Consider the following 24,845-nt stretch of genomic DNA (forward strand, 5'->3'; position numbering starts at 1 on the left):
CGCATGGCCTACGGCTATCGGGACAGCGACTTCTTTTTCATGAAAATCAAAGCCGCCTTCCCCGGTAATCCGTGAAGAACCATAAAAAAGCCCGCACGAGTGCGGGCTTTTTTGTACGGGGCGACTATCAGTCTTCGATGTTGCCCATTGCGGTGGTATTGAAGCCACCGTCGACGTACATGATTTCGCCGCTGACACCCGAAGCCAGGTCGGAGCACAGGAAGGCGCCGGCATTGCCGACTTCTTCGATGGTCACGTTACGGCGCAGGGGAGTCTGTTTCTCGTTGGCGGCGAGCATCTTGCGGAAGCTCTTGATGCCGGAAGCGGCCAGGGTGCGGATCGGACCGGCGGAGATCGCGTTGACGCGAGTGCCTTCCGGGCCGAGGCTACCGGCCAGGTAGCGAACGCCAGCTTCCAGGCTGGCTTTGGCCATGCCCATGACGTTGTAGTTCGGCATGGTGCGCTCGGCGCCCAGGTAGGACAGGGTCAGCAGGCTGCCATTGCGGCCCTTCATCAGTTCGCGACCGCCCTTGGCCAGGGCAACGAAGCTGTAGGCGCTGATGTCGTGGGCGATGCGGAAGCCGTCACGGGTGGTGACTTCGGTGAAGTCGCCGTCCAGTTGGTCACCGGGGGCGAAGCCTACGGAGTGCACGATGCAGTCCAGGCCGTCCCACTTCTTGGCCAGAGCCTCGAAGACCGCGACGATTTCTTCGTCCTTGGCCACGTCGCAGGGGAAGCACAGCTCGGCGCTGGAGCCCCAGCCTTCGGCGAACTCTTCCACGCGACCTTTCAGTTTCTCGTTCTGATAGGTGAAGGCGAGCTCGGCGCCTTCGCGATGCATGGCTGCAGCGATGCCCGATGCGATGGACAGTTTGCTGGCTACGCCAACGATCAGTACGCGCTTACCGGCGAGAAAACCCATGTGCTTTCATCCTCTTCTGGTTAATGGGCAGTTTCCGGAGCCAGGAATGCGGCTTCCAGCAACTGCTTCGTATAGCTGTGCTGCGGGGCAGCGAAGATGGCATCGGCCGGACCCTGTTCGACCACCTGTCCTTGCTTGATCACCATCAGATGGTGACTAAGTGCCCGGACCACCGCCAGATCATGACTGATGAACAGGTAGGTCAGGTCGTACTTGGTCTGTAGCCTGCGCAGCAACTCCACTACCTGGCGCTGAACCGTCCGGTCGAGCGCCGAGGTGGGCTCGTCCAGCAGGATCAGTGCCGGTTTCAGCACCAATGCCCGGGCAATGGCAATCCGCTGCCGCTGCCCGCCGGAAAACTCGTGGGGGTAGCGGTGCCGGGTTTCCGGATCCAGCCCTACCTCCAGGAGCGCATCGATGATGGCCTGTTCCTGTTCCGCTTCGGTGCCGATGCGGTGGATTCGCAAACCCTCGCCGACAATGTCGCCCACGCACATGCGCGGACTGAGACTGCCGAAGGGGTCCTGGAAGACCACCTGCATCTCGCGCCGGAACGGCCGCACATCCTTTTGCGACAGGCCGTCCAGGGACTGGCCCTGGAAGCGGATGCCGCCCCGGCTGCCGAGCAGCCGGAGAATCGCCAGGCCCAACGTGGACTTGCCGGAGCCGCTTTCGCCCACGATGCCCAGGGTTTGACCCTGCAGCAGGCTGAAATTGACGCCGTCCACGGCCTTCACATGATCCACGGTGCGCCGCAGCAGCCCCTTCTTGATCGGGAACCACACGCGAAGGTCATCGACCTCCAGCAGTGGCCCTCCTTCGGGGTTCTCTGCCGGCCTGCCCGAAGGCTCGGCGCCGAGCAGTTCCCGGGTGTAAGGATGCTGCGGTGCGTGGAACAGCTCATCACACGACGCTTGTTCGACGATGCAACCGCGCTGCATGACACATACGCGATGCGCAATTCGCCGAACCAGGTTGAGATCGTGGCTGATCAACAGCAACGCCATGCCCAGTCGCGCCTGCAGTTCCTTGAGCAGTTCGAGGATTTTCAGCTGGACGGTAACGTCCAGAGCGGTAGTGGGTTCGTCGGCGATCAGCAGTTCCGGCTCATTGGCCAGGGCCATCGCGATCATCACTCGCTGCCGTTGGCCGCCGGACAGCTCGTGGGGGAAGGCCTTCAAGCGCTTGTGCGGTTCCGGGATACCGACCATCTCCAGCAGTTCCAGGGTGCGCTTCGTGGCCGCCTTGCCCGTCAGGCCCTTGTGCAGGGCGAGCACCTCGTTGATCTGCTTCTCGATGTTGTGCAGCGGATTCAGCGAGGTCATGGGCTCCTGGAAGACCATGGCGATGCGGTTGCCGCGAATGCCCCGCAGTTTGCCCTCGGTCAGCTTCAGCAGGTCTTTGCCGGCGTAGTGAATGCTGCCGCTGGGGTGGCGGGCGAGCGGGTAGGGCAGGAGGCGCAGGATGGAATGCGCGGTCACCGACTTGCCGGAGCCGCTTTCACCTACCAGGGCCAGGGTTTCGCCCTTGCGGATGTCGAAACTGACACCTTCGACGACACGCTGGCTCTTCTCGCCGCTGACGAACTCGACGGAGAGGTCGCGGATTTCAATCAGGTTCTCGCTCATCTCACTTCCTCGGGTCGAAGGCATCGCGCGCGGCTTCGCCAATGAACACCAGCAGCGTCAGCATGGCCGCCAGCACCAGGAAGGCAGAAATACCAAGCCAGGGCGCCTGCAGGTTGGACTTGCCCTGGGCCACCAGCTCACCGAGGGAAGGCGCGCCTGGCGGCAGGCCGAAGCCAAGGAAGTCCAGGGCGGTGAGGGTGCCGATGGCACCGGTGAGGATGAACGGCATGAAGGTCATGGTGGAAACCATGGCGTTGGGCAGAATGTGGCGGAACATAATGGCGCCGTTCTGCATGCCCAGGGCGCGGGCGGCGCGCACGTATTCCAAGTTGCGGCCGCGGAGGAACTCGGCCCGCACAACGTCCACCAGGCTCATCCAGGAGAACAGCAGCATGATACCCAGCAGCCACCAGAAGTTCGGTTGCACGAAACTGGCCAGGATGATCAGCAGGTAGAGCACTGGCAGGCCCGACCAGATTTCCAGGAAACGCTGTCCCACTAGATCGACCCAGCCGCCGTAGAAGCCCTGCAAGGCGCCGGCGATCACGCCGATGATGGAGCTCAGGAACGTCAGCGTCAGGGCGAACAATACCGAAACGCGGAAGCCATAGATCACCCGCGCCAGCACATCGCGCCCCTGGTCGTCGGTGCCCAGCCAGTTATCCGCTGAGGGTGGCGCGGGGGCCGGCACTTTGAGGTCGTAGTTGATGGTCTCGTAGCTGAACGGGATCGGCGTCCAGATCATGCTGCCGCCCTTGGATTCGATCAGCTCGCGGATATAGGGCGTCTTGTAGTTGGCTTCCAGCGGGAACTCGCCGCCAAAGGTGGTTTCCGGGTAGCGCTTGAGGAAGGGGAAGTACCACTGGCCGTCGTAGTTGACCGCCAGCGGCTTGTCGTTGGCGATCATCTCGGCGCCCAGGCTCAGGACGAAGAGAATCAGGAACAGCCAAAGCGACCACCAGCCACGCTTGTGGGCCTTGAAACGTTCGAAACGACGCTGGTTGATGGGGGAGAGTGCCATGCTCAACCCTCCCTGCTTTCGAAGTCGATGCGCGGATCGACCAGGGTGTAGGTGAGGTCACCAATCAGTTTCACGACCAGTCCCAGCAAGGTGAAGATGAAAAGCGTGCCGAAGACCACGGGGTAGTCGCGGTTCAGGGCCGACTCGAAGCTCAGTAGGCCCAGGCCGTCGAGGGAGAAGATCACCTCGATCAGGAGGGAGCCGGTGAAGAAGATGCCGATGAAGGCTGCCGGGAAGCCGGCGATGATCAGCAGCATCGCATTGCGGAAGACGTGGCCGTAGAGCACGCGATTTTCCGACAGGCCCTTGGCGCGTGCGGTGATCACGTACTGCTTGTTGATCTCGTCGAGAAAGCTGTTCTTGGTCAGCAGCGTGAGGGTGGCGAAGTTGCCGATCACCAAGGCGGTTACCGGTAGGGCCAGGTGCCAGAAGTAGTCGGTGATCTTGCCGGCGAAGCTCAGCTCGTCGAAGTTGTTCGACGTGAGCCCGCGCAAGGGGAACCAGTCGAAGTAGCTGCCGCCGGCGAAGAGGACGATCAGCAGGATAGCGAAGAGGAACGCGGGAATGGCATAGCCGACAATGATGGCCGTGCTGCTCCAGACGTCGAAGGAACTGCCGTGGCGCACCGCCTTGGCGATGCCCAGGGGGATGGACACCAGGTACATGATCAGGGTGCTCCAGAGTCCGAGGGAAATGGACACTGGCAGCTTCTCGATGATCAGGTCGATGACCTTGGCGTCACGGAAGAAGCTCGTGCCGAAGTCCAGCTTCAGGTAGCTGGTGATCATCAGCCAGAAGCGTTCCGGGGCGGGCTTGTCGAAGCCGTACATCTTTTCGATCTCGGCCACCAGCTCCGGATCGAGTCCCTGGGCGCCGCGGTAGTTGGAGCCTGCCGTGGCGACTTCCGAGCCGCCGCCGGAGATGCGTCCGGTGGCGCCACCCGCGGCGGCATCGAAGCCTTCCAGTTTGGCGATCATCTGCTCGACCGGACCGCCGGGAGCGGCCTGGATGATGATGAAGTTGATCAGCAGGATGCCGAACAAAGTGGGAATGATCAGTAGCAGTCGACGCAGTATGTAGGCGAGCATTTACTGGGCATCCGGCTCGGAAGTGGGTTGCTCGGACTGTTTAGCAGTTTCCGTGCCCGGTTTCTGCCACCAGGTCATCAGGCCAAAGTCATAGAGCGGCGTGGTTTCCGGGCGCTGGAACTGGTTCCAGTAGGCGACGCGGTAGGTGTCGACATAGTAGTTGGGTACCACGTAGTGGCCCCACAGCAGTACGCGGTCCAGGGCGCGGGCGTGCTCCACGAGGCTCTGGCGCGAGTCGGCGCGGATCAGACCTTCCACCAGTTTGTCGATGGCGGGGTCGCGCAGGCCGATGAAGTTGCGGCTGCCAGCGCTATCAGCGCTGCGCGAGTGCCAGTACTCCATCTGTTCGTTGCCCGGCGAGTTGGACTGGCCCCAGGTAGCGGGAATCATGTCGAAGTCGCGCGAGCGCAGGCGGTTGATGTACTGGGACACGTCCACGCGCCGGATCTGCAGGTCGATGCCCAGCTCCGCCAGGTTGCGCTTGAACGGCAGGATCACCCGCTCCAGGTTGGCCTGGGCGGTGAGGAACTCGAACACCAGGGGCTTGCCGTCGGGCCCGACCATCTTGTCGTTCTCGATCTTGTAGCCGGCGTCCATGAACAGCTGGTAAGCGCGGCGTTTCTGATCGCGGATGATCCCGCTGCCATCGCTGACCGGCGGCTGGAACACGTGGGTGAATACCTCTGCCGGCAGCTGGCTGCGCAGCGGTTCGAGAATCTTCAGTTCATCGGCGTCAGGCATCTCGTGGGAGGCCATTTCCGAGTTCTCGAAATAGCTGCTCGTGCGTTTGTAGGAGCTGAAGAAGAGCTGCTTGTTCGCCCATTCGAAGTCGAACAGCTGGGCGATGGCTTCGCGTACGCGACGGTCCTGGAATACCGGCCGGCGAATGTTGAAGGCGAAGCCCTGCATGCCGGTCGGGTTGTGGTTGGGGATGGCTTCCTTGACGATCTTGCCGGCGCGAAGGGCAGGGCCCTCATAGCCGGTGGCCCAGTCCTTGGCGGAGTACTCCAGATTGAAGTCGAACTGTCCGGCCTTGAAGGCTTCGAGGGACACCGACATGTCGCGGTAGTAGTCCACAGTGATGGCGTCGAAGTTGTAGTAGCCGCGCGTCACCGGCAGGTCCTTCGCCCACCAGTCCTTGACCCGCTCGTAGCGGATCGAGCGACCGGCGTCGACCTTGGCGATGCGGTAGGGGCCGCTGCCCACTGGCGGTTCCATGTTGGTCTTGCCGAAGTCGCGGCCTTCCCAGTAGTGCTTGGGCAGTACCTGAATCTGGCCGATGATCAGCGGCAGCTCACGGTTGCCCGGATGCTTGAAGTCGAAGCGCACGCGTTGCTTGTCCTCCGCCTCCACCTTGGCGACATCCGCGTAGTAGTGGCGATACATGGGGTCGCCGTGCTCGACCAGCATGTTGAAGGTGAAGACCACGTCCTCGGCCGTCACCGGCTGGCCGTCGTTGAAGCGTGCCTTGGGGTTCAGGTAGAAGCGCACGTAGCTGTTGTCCGGCGCTTTCTCGATCTTCTCCGCCAGCAGGCCGTACTCGGTGAAGGGCTCGTCAGGTGAGTGGAAGGTCAGGCTGTCGTAGATCAGGCCCAACTGGTCGGCGGAGTTGCCCCGTGGGATGAAGGGGTTGAGGCTGTCGAAGCCGCCGACGCCGGCGAGTCGCAGGACGCCACCCTTGGGGGCATCCGGATTGACCCAGGAGAAATTCGTGAAAGTCGCCGGATACTTGGCCGGCTCGTCGTACAGGGTGATGGCATATTTCGGCTCGGCGATGGCGAACCCGGCCAGGGATAGCAGCAGGGCGCCACAGCCTTGCAGGCAAAGGGTGCGCAGCGTTTTGCTCATCGGGCGTTCTCCGTGGGCTTCAGCCACCAGGCGCGCAGGCCCAGTGTGTAGGGCGGCGTGGTGACGAAGGCGAACCGGTTGCGGTACGCCAGGCGGTGATAGTTGATGTACCAGTTGGGGATGCCGTAGTGCTCCCACAGCAGGGTGCGGTCGAGGGCGCGTGCGGCGGCCAGTTGCTCGTCGCGGCTCTGGGCTCCGAGGAGCTTTTCGATCATCTCGTCGACCACCGGGTTGGCGACGCCCGCATAGTTCTTGCTGCCCTTCACGCCGACCTGGCTGGAGTGGAAATAAAGGTATTGCTCCAGGCCGGGGCTCAGGGTCTGCGGCAGGGTCATGAGGATCATGTCGTAGTCGAAGTGGTCCAGGCGCTGTTTGTACTGTGCGCGGTCCACCGTGCGCAGGCTGACATCGATGCCGATGCTGGCGAGGTTTTCGCGGTAGGGCTGGAGGATGCGTTCAAGGTTCGGATTGACCAGCAGGATTTCGAAACGCAGCGGCTGGCCTCGATCGTTCACCAGGCGCTGGCCGGACAACTTCCAGCCGGCTTCGGCCAATAGACCCAGCGCGCGGCGAAGGGTTTCCCGCGGGATGCCGCGACCTTCGGTGGTGGGCACTTGGAAGGGCCGGGTGAACAAGGGTTCAGGCAGCTCCTGGCGATGCGGCGACAGCAGCAGCCACTCATGCCCCTCGGGCTTGCCCACGGCACTGAACTCGCTGTTCGGGTAATAGCTGGCGGCACGCATGTAGGCGTTGTTGAACAGGGTGCGGTTCGTCCATTCGAAGTCGAACATCAGCCCCATGGCCTCGCGGACCTTGCGGTCCCCGAACATGGCGCGGCGGGTGTTCATGAACAGTGCCTGGGTCTGGGTCGGGATCTGGTGCGGAATCTCCGCGCGGATCACGTCGCCCCGGGCGATGGCCGGAAAACGATAGCCGTTGGCCCAGTTCTTCGCCTGGTGCTCGATATAGAAATCGAACTCGCCGGCCTTGAAGGCTTCGAAGGCGACATTGCTGTCGCGGTAGAGCTCCACCTCGACTCGGTCGAAGTTGTACTTGCCACGATTGGCGGGGAGCTTTTCACCCCACCAGTCCTTGACCCGTTCGAACACCAGGCTGCGCCCCGGCCGTACCTGGGTGATGCGATAGGGGCCGCTGCCCAGTGGCGCCTCGAAGGTGGTCGCCTTGAAGTCACGGTTCTTCCAATAGTGCTGCGGCAGCACCGGCAGTTCGCCGAGACGCAGTATCAGCAGCGGGTTGCCGGCGCGCTTGAGCACGAAGCGGATGCGATGGCGGTTGAGGATATCGACCCGCTTCACCTCCTGGAGGCTGGTGCGGTACTGCGGGTGACCGTTCTTGACCAGGGTGCGATAGGAGAAGGCCACGTCGAAGGCGGTGATCGGCTGGCCGTCGTGGAAGCGGGCTTCTTCGCGCAGGTTGAATACCACCCAGCTCCGGTCTTCGCTGTATTCGACGCTCTTGGCGATCAGGCCGTAGCTGGACGCGGGTTCGTCGCCGGATGGATCGTATTGGCCGGTACCCACCATCAAAGGCTCGTTCAGCTCGGTTACGCCGTACTGCAAGAAGTTGGGCGTGGACACCGGGCTGGTGCCCTTGAAGGTGTAAGGGTTGAGCGTGTCGAAGGTGCCGAAGGCCATGACCCGCAAGGTTCCGCCCTTGGGAGCACTGGGGTTGACCCAGTCGAAATGGTCGAAATTGGCGGGGTATTTCAGGGCGCCGAACTGCGCATAGCCGTGGCTTTCGGTAAGGCTGGCGAAGCAGGGTTGAGCCAGCAGGCCAATGAGCAGGAGCGCGAGGCGACGCATCAGGCGGGGGTCCGATCCATGGAAATCGTGTCGGGCATGTGGGCACTGGCCTCGCTGGCGGGATGGCGCGGGCATCGGGCCGGCGAAATCGTGTCGGGGGTCACGCGCCGTGGCTGTCGGCGGTAACGGCTGGCAAGTACAGTAACAGCTTGTACAGGCAAGAAAAAAGGGCCAGCCTGCGGCTAGCGGGCCAGCATTCTGGCCATCATTCGGAAATTTGCGCAGGGGTGCCAATCTTGGGTGAACGCAGCCATGGTCTGCAGTCATGGATCGACCGCCTCAACGAGGCCGAATTGCCCGCCCTGGCCGCGGTGGTGCAGGACCTGCACCAGATGGCCCAACAGGATAAATCCTCCGTACAGCAGCTGGCCGATGTGCTGCTGCGTGATGCGACGCTCACCTCCAAGGTGCTGAAGGTCGCCAACAGTGTCTATTACAACCCCTCCCAGGAAGCCATTCGCACGATCTCCCGCGCCATCGTGCTGATCGGCTTCGAGAACGTGCGCCTGATCGGCCTTTCGGTCAGCCTGATCGATAGCCTGCTGGCGCGCGGCCCGAGGGAGCAGCTACCCGAGATTCTGGCGCGTTCCTTCCACGCGGCAGTTCAGGCTCGCAACATCGCCGGCTACCTCCTTGCGCGCAGCCAGGAGGAGGTCTTTATCGCCGCCCTGTTGCACAACCTGGGAGAGCTGGCGTTCTGGGGGTGTGGTGGCAAGCAGGCCGACGAACTCGCCGCCGCGCTGGCGCAACCGGGTGTCGATGAGGAAGAGGCGGTGCGGGAAGTGCTGGGCACCAGTTTTCGTCAATTGACCCTGGGGCTGGTTCGCAGCTGGAACCTGGGTGAGCTGGCGAGCCTGGCCCATACCGGCTCCGCACAGGGTGATCCAGCGGTGAAAGCCGTGAGCCTGGGGGGTCGCATCAGCGAAGCGGCCTTGCAGGGCTGGGACTCACCCTCCATGGCACAGCTCGTGGAACAACTGGCCGGGCTGGTTGGGCTGAGCCGGGAGGAGGCCATGCAGCAGGTGCTGGCCAGTGCCGATGAGGCGGTCAAGGTGGCGACCACCTTCGGTGCCAGCAAGCTCTGTCACCTGATACCCCATACCGACCCGGAGCAGATTCGACTGCAGCGTGAGCAGCGTCAGGCGCGCCTGTTGCAACCGGACTTGCTGGTCATGCAGCAGGCCTTGCAGGAGCTGGGCATGCTGGTTTCGCGCAAGGCGGATATCAACCTGGTGCTGGATACCCTGCTCCAGGGGCTGCACCAAGGTGCCGGACTGGAGCGGGTGATGGTGGCGGTATTGACCGACCAGCGCAGTCGCTTCACGGTGCGCCGGGCGGTGGGCGAGGGCAGTGAGCGCTGGCTCGACGGCTTTGCCCTGCCAGCCAGCCCGCCCGAGCAATCCAATCTGTTCAGTTACGTCCTGCGCGCCCGCGAGACCCTCTGGATGGGCGTGCCGGCGAGTTACAGCCTCAATGACCTGGTGACGCGACCAATGCGCGAATGGCTGGGGCAGGGGATGTTCTTCGTCGCACCGCTGCTGGCGGGCAAGCGCGAGATCGGGGTGATCTATGCCGACTGCCGCCTTTCGGGAAGGGCGCTAAGGCACGAGCAGTTCGTGGCGTTCCAGCACTTCGCCCAGGCGGCGGGGCGCTGCCTGGAGGCGATGGCGCAGAAGAGTCAGGGCAGGTAGACGGTCAGGGTCTGGCCGGGCTTCAGGGAGCGGTCGCTGCGGGGGTTCCAGCGCTGAAGGTGTTTCATCTCAACGTTGAAGCGCTTGGCGATCAGATATAGGGAATCGCCCTGCTTGACCTTGTAGTAGGTCACCGACTCGCGGCCGTTGCCCTTCGACTTGCCTTTGCTGGCGCCGGCACTGGCGACCTGGGTGGCGCCGCCTTCCAGTTTCAGCACCTGGCCGGCCTTCAGGTGGTTGGCCTTGAGGCTGTTCCAGCGCTTGATGTCCTGCACATTCACCTTGTACTGACGGGCGATGGACCAGAGGTTGTCGCCACTCTTGACCTTGTGGGTGCGCGCGGGAGTCGGCGCTGGGGCGCTGGCGACGTTCTGGAAGAGTGGCTGGTCCGGTTTCAGACCCGGCTCGACCGGGATGCTCAGTTGCTGGCCCACACGCAGGTGATTGCCAGCGAGGCCGTTGATCTCTTTCAGGGTCTTGGCCGTAACGTGGTAGCGGTTGGCGATGCCATGCAGGCTATCGCCATTGCGCACGCGGTACTGCTGCCAGTCCACCAGTTCCTGGGGCTTCATCAGCGCGAGGTTGGCGGTCAGCAGTTCAGCCTTGTCGGTGGGGACCAGCAGATGCTGCGGGCCGTCCATGGTGATGCGTTTCTTGAATGCCGGATTGAGCTGGTACATCTCATCGGCCTCCATATCGGCCATCGCGGCCACGCGGGAAAGGTCCAGGCGCTGCTGCTTGACCTCCACCACTTCGAAGTAGGGCTCGTTGGCGATGGGGCTCAGGTTCACGCCATAGGCTTCCGGCGCCATCACCAGTTGCGACAGGGCCAGCAGCTTGGGGACGTAGTCCTGGGTTTCCTGGGGAAGCGGCAGGTTCCAGTAGTCGGTCGGCAGGCCGAGCTTCTGGTTGCGCTCGATGGCGCGGCTGACGGTGCCTTCGCCAGCGTTGTAGGCTGCGAGGGCCAACAGCCAGTCGCCGTTGAACATTTCATGCAGGCGTTCGAGGTAGTTCAACGCCGCGTTGGTGGATGCGGTGATGTCGCGGCGACCGTCGTACCAGTTGGTCTGGCGCAGGTTGAAGTGGCGGCCGGTAGAGGGAATGAACTGCCAGATGCCCACGGCGTTGCTGCGTGAGTAGGCAAAGGGGTTATAGGCGCTTTCCACCACCGGCAGCAGGGCCAGCTCAAGGGGCATGTTGCGCTCTTCCAGGCGCTCCACCACGTAATGGATATAGAGGCTGCCGCGGTCGCTGGCGGTTTCCAGGAAGGAAGGCTTGCTCACATACCAGAGGCGCTGGCGTTCGATGCGCGGGTTGACGCCGATCTCGTCCTGCAGCTTGAAACCGTTGCGCATGCGTTCCCAGATGTCCTGGGGTTCGCGCTCGGCCTGTGCCTCTTCCAGCCACTGGGTCTGCTGCTGCATGGCCAGTGCGCGGTCGGTTTCGCGGCCCTGGTCATCGTCCTTCTGACCGGTGCCGGCGCAGCCGGCGAGAGTGGCGGCGCACACCACCACAAGCGCGCGCGCGGCTCGTGCCAATGCATCCAGGTCGAAGGTTTTGATCGGCGAAGACAACATTGGCTGAGGGGTTTTTCCGGCAAAAAAGTTCGGCGATTCTAGAAATCGACCTATGGTTGGTCAAGTTTTCACCAGTCCGCCCGAGCCTGACCGAGTGTTCAGAATTGGTCTTTCCAGGCTCGAAGGGTCGCGAAGACCTCGGCTGGCGTAGGGTTATCCCGGCCAGCCCGCTCGTCGGCCATTTGTTTAACGGATGTTTCAGTCACCCGCAGGAAGGGATTGGTGGCCAGCTCCAGGGCGATGGTCGAGGGCAGACTGATGCCCCCTTGTTCGCGCAATCGCGTGACCTCGTCGAAGCGCTTGGAAGTGGCGTGGTTGCCGGGCTCCACGGCCCTGGCGAAACGCAGGTTGCTGAGCGTGTATTCGTGGGTGCAGAAGACTTGGGTGGCCGCGGGCAGCGCCGCCAACCGGCTGAGGGAGTGGTGCATCTGCTCGGGCGTGCCTTCGAACAATCGGCCGCAACCGGCCGCGAACAGCGTATCGCCGCAGAACAGCAGGGGCCGCCCGGCGTCCCCATGGTAATAGGCGATATGCCCCAAGGTATGGCCGGGCACCTCGATTACCCGGAACGGCAGCCCCAGCACCTGAACGGTGTCGCCATCGACCAGCGCCTCGTCGCGCGCGGGGATTTTTTCCTGCGCCGGGCCCAGTACGCGGGCGCCGGTCGCTTCTTTCAGGCGCGCCACGCCGCCGATGTGGTCGTGATGATGGTGGGTGACCAGGATGTCGGTCAGCTTCCAGCCGGGATGGGAGTCGAGCCAGGCCAGCACCGGCGCGGCATCGCCGGGGTCGACCACGGCGCAGCAACGGGTCGCGTCGTCCTGCAGCAGCCAGAGGTAGTTGTCGGAAAAGGCGGGGAGGGCATCGATCTGGATCATGAAGGGAGTCGCCAAGCAGAGAGCAATGGAGCATCTTAGGGCTCTCACGCAGGAGATTGCCATGACCGAAAAAGCATTCGCTCAAGCCGATGCCGACTGGCTGGAGCTGATCTCCGGGGCCCGTTCCTGGTTCTGCGGTCCCTTGGGCGGCCTGATGTTGTTCGAAGAGCAGCGCCTGCTGGAGGACGAACTGGCGCGCTACTTCGGCGGCTACCTGGTGCACTACGGGCCGCGTGCGGAATTGCCTCCCGGGGCCAAACAGATCCAGCGCAGCGTACATCTCGGGGCGCCGCTGCCGGGCGTGGAGATTGCTTGCGAAGAGTCGGCCTGGCCGCTCAGCGAACATGCCGCCGATGTGGTGGTGCTGCAACACGGCCTGGACTTCTGCCTTTCCCCCCATAGCCTGCTGCGCGAAGCCGCGCGCAGCGTTCGCCCCGGCGGCCATCTGATCATCGTTGGGGTCAACCCGTGGAGTGCCTGGGGTGTGCGCCATTACTTCGCGCGTGACGCCCTGCGCCGCGCGCGCTGCATCTCCCCGACACGGGTCAGCGACTGGTTGAACCTGCTGGGCTTCGCGCTGGAGAAACGCCGCTTCGGGTGCTATCGTCCGCCGCTTGCTTCGGCCGCCTGGCAAACACGCCTGGCTCGGCTGGAGCGCTGGGGCGCCGCCGGACAAGGGTTCGGTGCGGGCTTCTATCTATTGGTGGCGCGCAAGCTGGTAATCGGCTTGCGCCCACTGCGTCAGGCCCGGCGAGAGCCCATGGGCAAGCTGGTTCCCATGCCGGTGGCCAAGGTCAGCCGGTGCGATTCGAAACATGAGGCTTAAGTGAGCGATCTGGTCGAGATCTATACCGACGGCGCCTGCAAGGGCAATCCCGGCCCTGGCGGCTGGGGCGCCTTGCTGGTCTACAAGGGTGCCGAGCGCGAGCTCTGGGGCGGTGAGCGCGATACCACCAACAACCGCATGGAACTGATGGCCGCCATCATGGGGCTGGTCGCCCTCAAGCGTTCCTGCGAGGTGAAGATCATCACCGACTCCCAGTACGTGATGCAGGGCATTACCGAATGGATGCCGAACTGGAAGAAGCGCGGCTGGAAGACCGCCGCCAAGCAGCCGGTGAAGAATGCTGACCTCTGGCAGGCCCTGGACGAGCAGGTCAATCGCCATACCGTGCGTTGGCAGTGGGTACGCGGTCATACCGGCCACGCTGGCAACGAACGCGCTGACCAGTTGGCGAATCGTGGTGTCAGCGAACTGGGTGCCCGCTAGAGTTGGCCCCTCTCTGAACATGCGCTATGTGGGCTCTTCTGCCCACTCGTCAACAGCTCTGATTCGGTAGCCGTCCGCCGTCAGGCCTTGGCAGGTTATTGCGGAAGTGATGGTCGATATCCTCTCCGCTGCCGGTCGAACCTGAAACAGAAAAGCCGCTCCTGGAGAGCGGCTTTCTGCTTAATTGCCTAGTCCAACTCAGCGTTTTGTCACCACTGGCTTGAGGGAGCCCAGGAAGGCCGGAGCGATAGCGGGGCTATTGGTCTAGTTTCTGACTGGCACTTAATGCGGCTTGCATTCTTTTCAGGAAGATGTCCTCGGCTTGCGTGCGGACTTGGTGAACGCTCCACATCAATACAATCAATACTTCGCAAACGTTCATTTCAGGCATGAGTTTTCGCAGAAGTCCGCGCTCTTCATATTCTCTGCATAAATGCTCGGGGAGCGAACTTACACCCAGGCCTGCCAAAACTAACCGCAAAACCTCGCCCGTATTCGCTGAGGACGCTGATATATTATGGCGTATGTAATTACTGCCATAGTGCTCTGATAGTTTTGACAAAGTCCCCCCTAGTGACTCTCCCGAAAAGCTCACGAGTTTCGATGACTTGATTTTGTCGGGCGTAACATCATTGTCATTGAAAAGGGGATGCAGGTTGCTGCAATAGAAGAAGGATTGTTCTCGGCTGAGTGTGAGTTGGTTTATGTCAATATCGCCGGGTTGACTAATGCCAATGCCGAAGGTCGAGTCGTTACGGTGCAGGGCGCTTATTATTTCCTGGGTTGAGGCCACTTCAATACTAAAAGTGATTCCGGGGTGATCTTCGTGTATGCCACGCAAGACATTATCGTACTCCGGGCAGTTCACTCCACTGACGGTTAATAGACGAATGCTGCCTTTAACATTGCTGCGCGTCTTGTCGACTATAGAGTCAATCTCTCGGATGCTTTGCCGAGCCGCTAGTGAAACTCTAAACAGAGACGATCCGGTATCTGTCAATTCGAATCGATGACTGTCTCTGTCAATCAACGTGCATCCGAGCTGCTCTTCCAGTCGCTTGATGGCTTGACTGACGGCGGGTTGAGATAGATGAAGCTTTTCTGCACCTCGACTGATGCTTTTTTCAGTCGCAACGGCACAGAACGTTTTCAGAAGATTCCAGTCCATGCGCTCGCTAACAGATCGAGGCTCTCCAGAGTTTGATGCAGAAGTTTGTCTGAAGCCCATGTGCTAGACCCTCCATTGGCTTGGCGAATAGATAATATAATAAAATGTGAATATGCGCTATCGGCGGAATTCAATAGTGTTCCTCTAAATAACACAAAAAGAGGATGCCTATATGAGTCTGCCCGAAGATTTTAGTCCGCAGGAATGGTCAGTTCGCTGCGATCTCGCAGCGCTATTCCGCCTTCTAGCATATTATCGAATGACGGATCTCGTTGATTCCCACGCTTCCGCATGTATTCCTGGTGAGTCAGGAGTTTTTCTAATAAATAAATATGGCGTGCCGTTCGAGAAAATGCGCGCAAGTGACCTTGTGAAAGTTGGCCTTGATGGGGTTCCTGTAAATCAAGAAGAAACGGATGGGCCAATGAATATCGCGGGGGCTGTAATCCACTCTTCTATTCACCGCGCTAGACCGGACATGAAGTGCGTGATTCACACTCACACTGCCGCAGGGATCGCCGTCTCGACGCTTGAGGAAGGGCTTCCGCCATTGTCCCAGCATGCAATGAAATTTTACGGAAAACTGAAATATCACGCATATGGATCTTTTATCGATACCGAGTTAGAAGAGAAGGCGATGCTTGAAAGTCTTGGTGACGCCAATGCGATGCTGCTACACAATCATGGGATCATTGTGGGTGGGCGCACTATTGGCGAAGCATTTCACAGCGTTTACATGTTGGAGCGGGCCTGCCAGATTCATTTGCAAATTAGAAGCACTGACCAGAGTGTCGTTACTCCTGATCCTGAGATGTGCAAAAAGACCTATGAAACATTTGCAGCAGATTTTGAACGCGGAATCGTGGAGTTGGCGTGGCAGGGAGCGCTTAAAATAATTTCATCCCAAAAAGATTCGTACTGCTGCTGAGTAATTCGCGCCGAACTATTTAGTTAATTAAAAATAAGCATCGCTGCACGCAACTAAAGTTGCCGCGGCAGCCTTGGTGTGTGCCTTATGGGTGGTGAAAATTTATGAAAAAGAAAGCGCTCGCAATTGGATTTGGGTATTTAGTGCTTTTTTGTGGGTGGGCTGGAGTTGCTGTTTCTGAAGAACAGGCTCCGCTGAAAATAGGTATGGAGATCACCTATCCACCGTTCGAGTCCTACGACGAGAATAACAATATTGTAGGTTCTGATCCTGAGCTGGCAAAGTCAATTGCCAAGGCTTTAGGTCGATCCGTAGAGTTCGTTGATACAAAATTCCTGAACTTGATAAATGGGCTTAATTCGAACAAGTACGACGCTATAATTTCTGGGATGTATGTAACTGAAGAAAGGAAGCTTCGCGCTCTGATCATTCCCTATGCCATGACAGGGTCGGCAATACTGGTGGCGCGAGGTAGCGAGTTTCAACCTCAGACCCCAGAGGAATTATGCGGTAAGAAAGTTGGTTTGGAGCAGGGGAATTCCTGGCTGCCTAAACTGCAAAAGCTTTCTCAGACCTATTGTCTTCCTAACCAGAAGCCCGCCGTCACACTTAGTGAGTACCCCTCTGCCCCAGAGGCAACTCAAGCCTTGCTGTCTGGTAATGTGGAAGCTCAAGTAGAAATTGCTGGGGCCGCTCATATGATTTCTGAGCGCACAAGGGGGCGGGTTGTAATTAGTTCAAAGGAGCTAATTTCTCCAGAGGTGCTAGGAATTTTTGTAAAGAAAGGGAACGATTCGACGTACACGGAGATATCCAAGGCATTAGCGCAAAGCAGGGCGAACGGGGAATACTACGAGATTCTAAAGAAATATAGCCTTGAACCAATTTCAGAATAATAAGTACATAGCGCTGTGCTGATAGTGGCTGGCGCTATTGAGAGGCAGATATGTCGTTCGATTGGAATTATTTCGCATCCCTGTTTACCGTCGACTCGTTCTGGATGGCCTGCTTACAAGTCATAAAGCTTAGTGCCGCAGCCTGGGTTTTGGGTGGACTAATAGGATTCTTGCTGGCGATGGCGAAGCTGTCCAGTTCGCCGCTGCTTAGGAGTCCTGCATCAGTCTACATCTGGTTCTTTCGCAGTGTACCGTTACTGGTTCTGATAGTGTTTGTTTACAATCTCCCGCAGTTGATTCCGGCTACTGGAGGTTTGCTGTCGAATCCATTTTGGTCTGCCCTTATCGCGCTCGTTGTAACTGAAGCAGCATATATGGCGGAGATCCATCGAGGGGGATTGATTTCCGTAGCCAAGGGGCAACGAGAGGCTGGAAAGGCATTGGCTATTGGCTCAGTTGGGGCCCAGTGGCTTATCGTAATTCCACAGGCGATTCGCATATCGCTTCCTACGCTGATCAACGAATACATTACGATCGTCAAGCTAACATCCCTTGCCTCGGTCATCTCCCTTACGGAGATCCTCACTGTTGGGCAACGCCTTTATGCACAGAATTTCCTGGTTATGGAAACGCTTGCTGCCGTGGGCGTGTACTACGTCTTGATCGTGACGGTCTTTGGGTTCTTCCTTGAGCGATTCGAATTGTCTCTTGATTTGAATCGGCGTAAACCCCAAGCCTTGGATGCAGTTCAGACCAACGCCCTGAGGAGTCAGGTTGCCGGATATAAAAAGCGCCACCAGCCATGTTCAGATAGTAGTGAGCCTGTTTTGCAATTACTTGGGCTTCATAAAAGCTATGGCACTCATGAGGTTCTTAAAGGCGTCGATTTGGAAATCAAGAGGGGGGAGGTCGTATCTATAATTGGCCCATCCGGATCAGGCAAAACCTCCCTTATCAGAACTATAAACGGGCTGGAAGATATCAATCAGGGAAGTATTAGGCTTTTTGGTGGGGATTTTATCAAGAGTGGCGATTTGGGAAAGGGTAAGTTGCGCACCTTCAGACAGCATGTAAAGCATATCGGCATGGTGTTTCAGGGGTTCAATCTATTCCCTCATCGCACGCTTGTTGAAAATATTACGCTTGCTCCCCGATATCATGGGGGATGCAAAAATGAGAGTCGGCTAAATGCCTATGCACTTTTAGATCGAGTAGGGCTTCTTGCGCATTCAGGTAAATACCCGCATCAGCTATCAGGCGGTCAACAGCAGCGAGTTGCTATTGCACGCGCGCTCGCGATGTCTCCGGATATCATGTTGTTTGATGAGCCTACCTCCGCGTTGGATCCTGAACTGGTTGGTGAGGTGCTGGAGGTGATCAAGGGGTTGGCGGACGAGGGTATGACGCTAATAATTGTGACCCATGAAATGGAGTTCGCAATGTCCATTTCGGATAGGGTTGTGTTCATGGAAAATGGAATTATTCAGTTTGATGCGTCGCCCAAGGAAATTCGAGAGGCATTTTCTGCTGAAAGAGTCAGGCGGTTCATCGGGTTGCCCGAACCGGATCTGAAGAAGATGCTGAATATTGGTTAATTACTCAATGAGTGGTGCTGGCGTTCCAGGAGAGTAAATCTATATTGCGCTGAACTCTTCTTTGAGCACCCTTTTGAGCTGCGCTGTTCCATATAATCAATGCCGGAAGAATAAATGCGGGTTCGCCCGCATTTATTTTCTTTAAGCGCTTGGCTTGCAAATTATTCGCGCGCACATGAACACGTCGCACGCCCCAGAGCAGGTTTACTTTTGGCGCGTTTGGAGGGGGGGCTCGGCGCCATTACACCTGATCATCGGTCGTTGCGATGGTTTTCCCCTCGGCGTGTTAAGATTCGGCGCGTGTTTACAGGGGGAAAAGCGATGACGGTTTACAACGGCGCTGCCGACAGGAAGGTAGTGCTCGATACGGAAACAACCGGTATGCCGGTCACCGATGGCCACCGCGTCATCGAGATCGGCTGCGTCGAGATGGAAGGCCGGCGCCTTACCGGGCGTCATTTCCACGTCTATCTGCAGCCCGACCGCGAGGTGGATGAAGGCGCCATCGCGGTCCACGGCATCACCAATGATTTCCTGGTGGGCAAGCCGCGTTTCAAGGACATCGCTGACGAGTTCTTCGAGTTCATCAAGGGCGCCGAACTGATCATCCACAACGCGGCGTTCGATATCGGCTTCATCAACAACGAGTTCGCCCTGCAGGGGCAGAGCGAGCGCAGCGACGTCACCGAGTACTGCACAGTGCTCGACACCCTGCTGATGGCCCGTGAACGCCATCCGGGGCAGCGCAACAGCCTCGATGCCCTGTGCAAGCGCTACGACGTCGACAACTCCAATCGCGAACTGCACGGCGCACTGCTCGACGCCGAGATCCTCGCCGACGTCTACCTGGCGATGACCGGTGGCCAGACCAACCTGTCCCTTGCCGGCGAAGCCGGCGACGGCAGCGGTGGTCGCGCCCAGGCGTCGCCGATCCGCCGCCTGCCAGCCGATCGCGTACCCAGCCGGGTGATCCGTGCCAGCGAGGAAGAGCTGGCCGCCCACGCCTCGCGCCTGGCCGTCATCGAGAAGTCCGTCGGTGCACCGGCCCTCTGGGTGCAGATGGAAACACCGCCGGCTTCCTGATTGCGACCTTTACGTACAGCCTGAGGCAGCGGGGGTACCGCCCCCGCGAGTGAGCTTCTACCCTGAGGTGAAAGGTGGGCCGAGCCCGCCCCTCAGGGAGCAACAATGTACAAAGAGCTCAAGTTCCCCGTCCTCATCGTCCATCGCGACATCAAGGCCGATACCGTTGCCGGCGACCGGGTCCGCGCCATTGCCCGCGAGCTGGAGCAGGAAGGCTTCACCATCCTCTCTACGGCCAGTTCCGCCGAGGGCCGCATCGTCGCCTCTACCCACCACGGGCTCGCCTGCATCCTGGTCGCCGCCGAAGGGGCCGGGGAAAACCAGCGCTTGCTGCAGGACATGGTGGAACTGATCCGGGTTGCCCGGGTTCGTGCACCGCAGCTGCCGATCTTTGCCCTGGGCGAACAGGTGACCATCGAGAACGCACCCGCCGAGGCGATGGCCGACCTCAATCAGCTGCGCGGCCTGCTTTATCTCTACGAAGACACCGTGCCTTTTCTCGCCCGCCAGGTGGCCCGTGCTGCACGCAACTATCTGGAAGGGCTGCTGCCGCCATTCTTTCGGGCTCTGGTGGAGCACACCGCACAATCCAACTATTCCTGGCACACGCCTGGCCACGGCGGTGGCGTGGCTTACCGCAAGAGCCCGGTGGGGCAGGCATTCCACCAGTTTTTCGGCGAGAACACGCTGCGCTCGGACCTCTCGGTATCGGTGCCCGAATTGGGCTCGTTGCTGGACCACACCGGCCCCCTGGCCGAGGCCGAGGCAAGGGCTGCGCAAAACTTCGGTGCGGATCACACCTTCTTCGTAATCAATGGCACCTCGACGGCGAACAAAATCGTCTGGCATTCCATGGTCGGCCGCGACGACCTGGTGCTGGTGGATCGCAACTGCCACAAGTCGATCGTCCATTCCATCATCATGACCGGCGCCATCCCGCTGTATCTGACGCCGGAGCGCAATGAACTGGGCATCATCGGGCCGATCCCGCTCCGCGAATTCAGTCGGGAGTCGATCAAGGCCAAGATCGACGCCAGTCCGCTCGCCAAGGGGCGCGAGCCGAAGGTGAAGCTGGCGGTAGTGACCAACTCCACTTACGACGGACTCTGCTACAACGCAGAGATGATCAAGCAGGCGCTCGGCGACTCGGTGGAAGTCCTGCACTTCGACGAGGCCTGGTACGCCTATGCCGCCTTCCACGAGTTCTACGCCGGCCGCTACGGCATGTGCACCAGTCGCGAGGAACGCTCGCCGCTGGTGTTCACCACTCACTCCACCCACAAGTTGCTGGCTGCCTTCAGCCAGGCGTCGATGATCCACGTGCAGGATGGCGGCGTTCGCCGGCTCGACCGGCACCGCTTCAACGAAGCCTTCATGATGCACATCTCCACCTCGCCCCAGTACGGCATCATCGCCTCGCTCGACGTGGCCTCGGCGATGATGGAAGGGCCTGCCGGGCATTCGCTGATCCAGGAAACCTTCGACGAAGCGCTGCGCTTCCGCCGTGCCCTGGCCAATGTCTGGCAGACCCTGGCGGCGGACGACTGGTGGTTCGATATCTGGGAGCCGCCCCTGGTGGAAGGGACGGATGTCGTCAGTACCACGGACTGGTTGCTGCGCCCGGATGCGGACTGGCACGGCTTTGGCGATGTGGCCGACGACTACGTGCTACTCGATCCGATCAAGGTCACTCTGGTGACGCCGGGCCTGACTGCGGACGGCAAATTGGGAGAGCAGGGAATTCCCGCGGCGGTGGTCAGCAAGTTCCTCTGGGAAAGGGGGCTGGTGGTGGAGAAGACCGGCCTCTATTCATTCCTGGTGCTGTTCTCCATGGGCATCACCAAGGGCAAGTGGAGCACGTTGCTCACCGAGTTGCTGGAGTTCAAGCGCGGCTACGACGCCAACCAGCCGCTGGCCGACGCGTTGCCCTCGATCGCCACTGGCCATGGGGCGCGCTATACCGGCATGGGTCTGCGCGATCTTTGCGATGCGCTGCACGCCTGCTACCGCAATAGCGCCACGCCGAAGGCGCTGCGGCGCATGTACACCAAGCTGCCGGAACTGGCGATGAAGCCGGCTGATGCCTACGACAAGCTGGTGCGCGGCGAAGTGGAGCCAGTGCCCCTGGACAAGCTGCAAGGGCGCATCGCCGCCGTGATGCTGGTGCCCTATCCACCGGGCATTCCGTTGATCATGCCGGGCGAGCGCTTCACCGCTGAAACCCGCGCGATCATCGACTACCTGGAGTTCGCCCGCACCTTCGACATCAGCTTCCCAGGCTTCGATATCGACGTCCATGGGCTCAACTGTCAGGAAAGTCCTACAGGTCGCTGCTATACAGTGGACTGCATAAGGGAATAAATCGGCTTGCGGGGGAACGCGATGGCGACTGGGGAAGGGGCGAAGCCTCGCGGCAAAATGGGGTTCTGGACCTGCACCGCATTGGTGGTGGGCAACATGATCGGCTCGGGCGTGTTCCTGCTGCCCTCGAGCCTGGCCGCCTACGGTGGCCTCAGCCTGTTCGGCTGGCTGATCTCCAGCACTGGAGCGGTGATCCTGGCGCTGACCTTCGCTCGGCTGGCCAGGCTCAACCCCTCGGCCGGTGGGCCTTACGCCTACACACGCGATGGTTTTGGCAGCTTTGCCGGTTACCTCTGCGCCTGGACGTATTGGAAGGCGGCCTGGATTGGCAACGCGGCCATCTCCGTGACCTTGGTAGGTTATCTGCAGGTGTTCTTCCCCGCGCTGCGCGATCCGGTGCTGACGGTGAGCACTGCCATCGGAGCGATCTGGCTCTGCACCCTGATCAATCTGCGTGGCATCGGTGCTTTTGGCCTGGCGCAGAACATCCTCACCGCGCTCAAGCTCATCCCGCTGCTGCTGGTGGGGATACTAGGCTGGTTTTCCTTCCACCCCGAATACCTGCGAATTCCCGAGGTCAGTGAGCTGCCGCCAGGCGCTGGCGGATACGCCAATGCCATCGCCACCACGGCGGCTCTTACACTCTGGTCATTCATCGGACTGGAGTCGGCGACCGTGCCGGCGGACGATGTCGACAACCCCAAACGCACCATTCCCCGTGCCACGGTATTCGGCACCCTGGTGGCGGCCGGGGTCTACATCCTCTCCATCACCGCCGTACAGGGCGTGCTGCCGCCGGAAGTGCTGATGCGTTCCACGGCACCTTTCGCCGATGCCGCGCGGGTGCTGGTGGGGGAGTGGGGTTATCACCTGGTGGCCGGCGGCGCGGTGATCGCCTGCCTGGGCGCATTGAATGGCTGGGTCCTGTTGCAGGGCCAGATTCCGATGGCCACCGCACGCGATGGCCTGCTGCCTGAATCTCTGGCGCAGACCAACAAGTACGGCGTGCCAGCCCATGGTCTGCTGGTTTCCGGTGTGCTGGTCACTGCGCTGGTGCTGGTGGATGGCCAGGGCGACCTGGTGGACGTGTTCAACGTCATCATCCTGCTCGGCACCATGACCGGCGTCGTGCCCTATGCCTTCTGTACCGCCGCACTGCTGCAGCAGCTGGCGGTGAAGCCCGGCGACTTCTCCGAGCGCGAGCGTAGCCGGCTGGTGGCCATCGGCGTGCTGGGCTTCGTCTACTCCATCTGGGCGCTCTACGGCACCGGCGAACAGGCAATCTTCTGGGGCTTCCTCGTGCTGATGGCCGGCATCCCCCTCTACACCTGGCGCCAGTGGCGCAATCGGGTCCAGGCCGACGCGGCCGTCAGAGCCAGTGGCTGACGGCCCACCAGCCGAGTGTTCCCATCACGATGGTGTAGGGCAGGGCCATCCACACCATGCGGCCGTAGGACAAACGCACCAGCGGCGCAACGGATGAAGTGAGCAGGAAGAGGAAGGCCGCCTGCCCGTTGGGCGTGGCGACGCTGGGCAGGTTGGTGCCGGTGTTGATGGCCACCGCCAGGGTGTCGAAATGCTCGCGGGTCATGTTCCCCGCTTCCAGCGCGCTCTTCACTTCGGTGATGTAGATGGTGGCGACGAAGACGTTGTCGCTGATGGCCGAGAGCAGCCCGTTGGCGATGAACAGCATGCCCGGTTGCTGATCCATTGGCAGCGCCAGTACCGCGTGGATGATCGGGGTAAACAGGTGCTGCTGCTGGATCACCGCCACCACCGCGAAGAAGGCCACCAGCAGGGCGGTGAAGGGCAGGGCGTCCTGGAATGCGCGGCCGATCTGGTGCTCGTCGGTAATACCGCTGAAGCTGGTGATCAGCACGATCACCAGCAGGCCGATCAGGCCCACTTCCGCCACATGCAGCGCCAGGCAGAGAATCAGGATCAGCGCCGCCGCGCCCTGGACCATCAGCGCCAGGCGCTGGCTCTGGGTGCGCCGCGCGTTCTCTTCGTGGGCGAAATCAGCCAGCACTTGCCGCACGCTGGCCGGCAACTGGGCACCGTAGCCGAACCAGCGCAGTTTCTCCAATAACACGCAGGTCAACAGCCCTGCTGCCAGTACCGGCATCGACACCGGCGCTACGCGCAGGAAGAAGTCCTTGAAGTGCCAACCGGCTTCGTGGCCGATCAGCAGGTTCTGCGGTTCGCCCACCAGGGTGCAGACGCCACCCAGCGCGGTGCCCACGGCGGCGTGCATCAGCAGGCTGCGGAGGAAAGCGCGAAAGGTCTCCAGGTCCTCGCGGCTGGAACTGGCGACTTCGTGGTCGGAGTCGAGGCTGTGTTCATCGCCGGCGCCGCTGCCGGAGGCCACGCGGTGGTAGACGCCGTAGAAGCCGAGCGCAACGCTGATGATCACCGCAGTTACCGTCAGCGCGTCGAGGAAGGCTGAGAGGAAGGCCGCCAGCAGGCAGAACATCAGGGCCAGCAGGGTCTTGCTGCGCACGCCGAGCAGCAGGCGGGAGAACAGCAGAAGCAGCAGGTCCTTCATGAAATAGATGCCCGCCACCATGAACATCAGCAGCAGGATCACCGGGAAGTTGTGCTGGAGCTCTTGGTAAATCGCATCGGGTGTCGCCAGGCCGAGCAGTATCGCCTCCAGCACCAGAAGTCCGCCCGGCAGCAGGGGATAGCACTTGAGCGCCATGCCCAGGGCGAAGATGAACTCGCCCACCAGCAACCACGAGCACACCACCGGACCGAGCAGCCAGAGCACCACGGGATTCAGCACCAGGAACCCCATGATTGTCAGTTTGTACCAGTGCGGAGAGTTGCCGAGGAAGTTGCGGCCGAGTGCGGCAGCGGGTGAGGCGGGCATCGAGGTGGTCCTTGAACGTATGGGCATGGTTGGGCGCGGGAAAGTGGCAGCCCGGCCTCTGTAGATCAAGCATTTAAGCCGGCTTTTCCACGTGCGGTGGCAATTGCATGGCGTGGCCTGCGTCACAGTGGTCAGCATCGACTTTTACTTCGTGCTTGTTATAGTTGCCGGGCTTCCTGAATGACACTTTTTCTGT

Annotated in this window: 19 protein-coding genes; 9 read left to right on the plus strand and 10 right to left on the minus strand. The window is 60.5% G+C overall.

Features of this window, described 5'->3' with window-relative positions; all coding sequences use genetic code 11:
- Positions 1-127 precede the first annotated feature (127 nt).
- Genes fabI through MnOB_RS20040 form a run of 6 tightly spaced genes read right to left on the minus strand, consistent with a single transcriptional unit; the run spans position 128 to position 8,330 of the window.
- Positions 128-922 carry an enoyl-ACP reductase FabI gene (fabI, locus tag MnOB_RS20015; RefSeq protein ID WP_077525975.1) on the minus strand — a complete coding sequence of 265 codons (795 nt, stop codon included), beginning with the start codon at positions 920-922 and terminating at the stop codon, positions 128-130.
- 20 nt (positions 923-942) lie between these two features.
- Positions 943-2,550 carry an ABC transporter ATP-binding protein gene (locus MnOB_RS20020; protein ID WP_077525976.1) on the minus strand — a complete coding sequence of 536 codons (1,608 nt, stop codon included), beginning with the start codon at positions 2,548-2,550 and terminating at the stop codon, positions 943-945.
- A 1-nt stretch (position 2,551) separates the two neighbouring features.
- On the minus strand, positions 2,552-3,571 hold the full coding sequence (locus MnOB_RS20025; RefSeq protein ID WP_077525977.1) for an ABC transporter permease: 1,020 nt from the start codon (positions 3,569-3,571) through the stop codon (positions 2,552-2,554).
- A gap of 2 nt (positions 3,572-3,573) precedes the next feature.
- Positions 3,574-4,659 (minus strand): microcin C ABC transporter permease YejB, encoded by a 1,086-nt coding sequence (locus tag MnOB_RS20030; protein ID WP_077525978.1) that lies wholly within the window; start codon positions 4,657-4,659, stop codon positions 3,574-3,576.
- A complete protein-coding gene (locus MnOB_RS20035; protein WP_077525979.1) occupies positions 4,660-6,507 on the minus strand; it encodes an extracellular solute-binding protein in 1,848 nt (615 codons plus the stop codon). It lies immediately after the preceding gene.
- The gene (locus MnOB_RS20040; protein WP_077525980.1) at positions 6,504-8,330 is read right to left on the minus strand and encodes an extracellular solute-binding protein; all 1,827 of its coding nucleotides are present in this window, start codon (positions 8,328-8,330) and stop codon (positions 6,504-6,506) included. The genes MnOB_RS20035 and MnOB_RS20040 overlap by 4 nt, the downstream gene beginning before the upstream one ends.
- A gap of 236 nt (positions 8,331-8,566) precedes the next feature.
- On the opposite strand from MnOB_RS20040, the gene MnOB_RS20045 reads away from it, so the two are divergent.
- A complete protein-coding gene (locus MnOB_RS20045; protein ID WP_077525981.1) occupies positions 8,567-10,021 on the plus strand; it encodes an HDOD domain-containing protein in 1,455 nt (484 codons plus the stop codon).
- Here the strand turns inward: MnOB_RS20045 and MnOB_RS20050 are convergent.
- Positions 10,009-11,598, minus strand: a complete 1,590-nt coding sequence (locus tag MnOB_RS20050; RefSeq protein WP_077525982.1) for a lytic transglycosylase — start codon at positions 11,596-11,598, stop codon at positions 10,009-10,011. The two genes, MnOB_RS20045 and MnOB_RS20050, sit on opposite strands and share 13 nt — an antisense overlap.
- 98 nt (positions 11,599-11,696) lie before the next feature.
- On the minus strand, positions 11,697-12,476 hold the full coding sequence (gloB, locus tag MnOB_RS20055; protein ID WP_077525983.1) for a hydroxyacylglutathione hydrolase: 780 nt from the start codon (positions 12,474-12,476) through the stop codon (positions 11,697-11,699).
- A 61-nt stretch (positions 12,477-12,537) separates the two neighbouring features.
- Between gloB and MnOB_RS20060 the strand changes: the two genes are divergently transcribed.
- Together MnOB_RS20060 and rnhA are read left to right on the plus strand one after the other, a co-directional pair.
- The gene (locus tag MnOB_RS20060) at positions 12,538-13,302 is read left to right on the plus strand and encodes a methyltransferase domain-containing protein (RefSeq protein WP_077525984.1); all 765 of its coding nucleotides are present in this window, start codon (positions 12,538-12,540) and stop codon (positions 13,300-13,302) included.
- On the plus strand, positions 13,303-13,746 hold the full coding sequence (gene rnhA / locus MnOB_RS20065) for a ribonuclease HI (protein ID WP_077525985.1): 444 nt from the start codon (positions 13,303-13,305) through the stop codon (positions 13,744-13,746).
- Between the two features lie 256 nt (positions 13,747-14,002).
- Here the strand turns inward: rnhA and MnOB_RS20070 are convergent, their stop codons facing one another.
- Positions 14,003-14,974 carry a LysR family transcriptional regulator gene (locus MnOB_RS20070; RefSeq protein WP_234358301.1) on the minus strand — a complete coding sequence of 324 codons (972 nt, stop codon included), beginning with the start codon at positions 14,972-14,974 and terminating at the stop codon, positions 14,003-14,005.
- A gap of 112 nt (positions 14,975-15,086) precedes the next feature.
- Between MnOB_RS20070 and MnOB_RS20075 the strand changes: the two genes are divergently transcribed.
- The 6 genes from MnOB_RS20075 (at position 15,087) to MnOB_RS20100 (ending at position 23,163) form a co-directional block, all read left to right on the plus strand.
- Positions 15,087-15,842, plus strand: coding sequence for a class II aldolase/adducin family protein (locus MnOB_RS20075; protein ID WP_077525987.1), 756 nt, complete (start codon positions 15,087-15,089; stop codon positions 15,840-15,842).
- A 104-nt stretch (positions 15,843-15,946) separates the two neighbouring features.
- Positions 15,947-16,738, plus strand: coding sequence for an ABC transporter substrate-binding protein (locus MnOB_RS20080; protein WP_077525988.1), 792 nt, complete (start codon positions 15,947-15,949; stop codon positions 16,736-16,738).
- Positions 16,739-16,788: 50 nt separating this feature from the next.
- Complete coding sequence (locus MnOB_RS29435) at positions 16,789-18,333, plus strand: amino acid ABC transporter permease/ATP-binding protein (protein WP_077525989.1); 1,545 nt, start codon at positions 16,789-16,791, stop codon at positions 18,331-18,333.
- 321 nt (positions 18,334-18,654) lie between these two features.
- Complete coding sequence (gene dnaQ / locus MnOB_RS20090) at positions 18,655-19,416, plus strand: DNA polymerase III subunit epsilon (protein WP_077525990.1); 762 nt, start codon at positions 18,655-18,657, stop codon at positions 19,414-19,416.
- Between the two features lie 105 nt (positions 19,417-19,521).
- Positions 19,522-21,777: an Orn/Lys/Arg family decarboxylase gene (locus MnOB_RS20095; RefSeq protein WP_077525991.1), complete on the plus strand. Its 2,256-nt coding sequence runs from the start codon at positions 19,522-19,524 to the stop codon at positions 21,775-21,777.
- Between the two features lie 21 nt (positions 21,778-21,798).
- Positions 21,799-23,163, plus strand: a complete 1,365-nt coding sequence (locus tag MnOB_RS20100; RefSeq protein ID WP_077525992.1) for an amino acid permease — start codon at positions 21,799-21,801, stop codon at positions 23,161-23,163.
- Here MnOB_RS20100 and nhaB read toward each other — a convergent pair.
- The gene (nhaB, locus tag MnOB_RS20105) at positions 23,147-24,649 is read right to left on the minus strand and encodes a sodium/proton antiporter NhaB (RefSeq protein WP_077525993.1); all 1,503 of its coding nucleotides are present in this window, start codon (positions 24,647-24,649) and stop codon (positions 23,147-23,149) included. The genes MnOB_RS20100 and nhaB overlap by 17 nt on opposite strands.
- Positions 24,650-24,845 lie beyond the last annotated feature (196 nt).

This window comes from Metapseudomonas resinovorans, from assembly GCF_002003485.1.
GTDB classification, from domain to species: domain Bacteria; phylum Pseudomonadota; class Gammaproteobacteria; order Pseudomonadales; family Pseudomonadaceae; genus Metapseudomonas; species Metapseudomonas resinovorans_D.

What these genes read in the sequence shown, in the direction of transcription:
- fabI (WP_077525975.1), bottom strand. Translation starts at nt 922, where the DNA reads ATGGGTTTTCTCGCCGGTAAGCGCGTACTGATCGTTGGCGTAGCCAGC.
- MnOB_RS20020 (WP_077525976.1), bottom strand. Translation starts at nt 2,550, where the DNA reads ATGAGCGAGAACCTGATTGAAATCCGCGACCTCTCCGTCGAGTTCGTC.
- MnOB_RS20025 (WP_077525977.1), bottom strand. Translation starts at nt 3,571, where the DNA reads ATGGCACTCTCCCCCATCAACCAGCGTCGTTTCGAACGTTTCAAGGCC.
- MnOB_RS20030 (WP_077525978.1), bottom strand. Translation starts at nt 4,659, where the DNA reads ATGCTCGCCTACATACTGCGTCGACTGCTACTGATCATTCCCACTTTG.
- MnOB_RS20035 (WP_077525979.1), bottom strand. Translation starts at nt 6,507, where the DNA reads ATGAGCAAAACGCTGCGCACCCTTTGCCTGCAAGGCTGTGGCGCCCTG.
- MnOB_RS20040 (WP_077525980.1), bottom strand. Translation starts at nt 8,330, where the DNA reads ATGCGTCGCCTCGCGCTCCTGCTCATTGGCCTGCTGGCTCAACCCTGC.
- MnOB_RS20050 (WP_077525982.1), bottom strand. Translation starts at nt 11,598, where the DNA reads ATGTTGTCTTCGCCGATCAAAACCTTCGACCTGGATGCATTGGCACGA.
- gloB (WP_077525983.1), bottom strand. Translation starts at nt 12,476, where the DNA reads ATGATCCAGATCGATGCCCTCCCCGCCTTTTCCGACAACTACCTCTGG.
- MnOB_RS20060 (WP_077525984.1), top strand. Translation starts at nt 12,538, where the DNA reads ATGACCGAAAAAGCATTCGCTCAAGCCGATGCCGACTGGCTGGAGCTG.
- MnOB_RS20070 (WP_234358301.1), bottom strand. Translation starts at nt 14,974, where the DNA reads ATGGGCTTCAGACAAACTTCTGCATCAAACTCTGGAGAGCCTCGATCT.
- MnOB_RS20075 (WP_077525987.1), top strand. Translation starts at nt 15,087, where the DNA reads ATGAGTCTGCCCGAAGATTTTAGTCCGCAGGAATGGTCAGTTCGCTGC.
- MnOB_RS20080 (WP_077525988.1), top strand. Translation starts at nt 15,947, where the DNA reads ATGAAAAAGAAAGCGCTCGCAATTGGATTTGGGTATTTAGTGCTTTTT.
- MnOB_RS29435 (WP_077525989.1), top strand. Translation starts at nt 16,789, where the DNA reads ATGTCGTTCGATTGGAATTATTTCGCATCCCTGTTTACCGTCGACTCG.
- dnaQ (WP_077525990.1), top strand. Translation starts at nt 18,655, where the DNA reads ATGACGGTTTACAACGGCGCTGCCGACAGGAAGGTAGTGCTCGATACG.
- MnOB_RS20095 (WP_077525991.1), top strand. Translation starts at nt 19,522, where the DNA reads ATGTACAAAGAGCTCAAGTTCCCCGTCCTCATCGTCCATCGCGACATC.
- MnOB_RS20100 (WP_077525992.1), top strand. Translation starts at nt 21,799, where the DNA reads ATGGCGACTGGGGAAGGGGCGAAGCCTCGCGGCAAAATGGGGTTCTGG.
- nhaB (WP_077525993.1), bottom strand. Translation starts at nt 24,649, where the DNA reads ATGCCCGCCTCACCCGCTGCCGCACTCGGCCGCAACTTCCTCGGCAAC.